This is a genomic window from Desulfonatronum sp. SC1, from assembly GCF_003046795.1.
GTDB lineage: Bacteria > Desulfobacterota > Desulfovibrionia > Desulfovibrionales > Desulfonatronaceae > Desulfonatronum.
Map to the genome: position 1 here is coordinate 1 of NZ_PZKN01000197.1, position 413 is coordinate 413.

The 413-nt window shown below is 42.9% G+C and carries 1 protein-coding gene; it reads left to right on the forward strand.

Annotated elements, in window-relative coordinates; all coding sequences use genetic code 11:
• Window positions 1-302, forward strand: a 302-nt coding sequence (locus C6366_RS21275) for a hypothetical protein (RefSeq protein WP_199221626.1), incomplete at its 5' end; no start/stop codon positions are given.
• Window positions 303-413: the final 111 nt, after the last annotated feature.

Consider the following 413-nt stretch of genomic DNA (forward strand, 5'->3'; position numbering starts at 1 on the left):
CCTCTGCCCAGTTCAGGGAAGGCATCGATGAAACAGTGAAGTTCGTAAAAGCCAACGATGTTAAGTATCTAATATCTGATACAAGCGGACAGAAGCCTGTAGGCCCGGAGGATACCAAATATGCAGCATCTGTGATGCCTAGTCTTTTCGGCAGCGGCGTAAAAGCTATGGCCTTCATCATGCCAAAGAATGTAATAACCAAACTGGCATTAAGCTCTTTTGCCAAAGAACAGGGACTGCCAGCCAATGTGATGTATTTTGACAACATCCCTGAAGCAGAAAAGTGGTTATTTACTTTCTAACAACATTTCTTTAGCATCAACAAAATCAGGGACGTGTCATGCAATAGTTACGTGATACGTCCCAATGACTTAACCCACATGAAATCATTTCCTCTACCTACTGTATTCGAG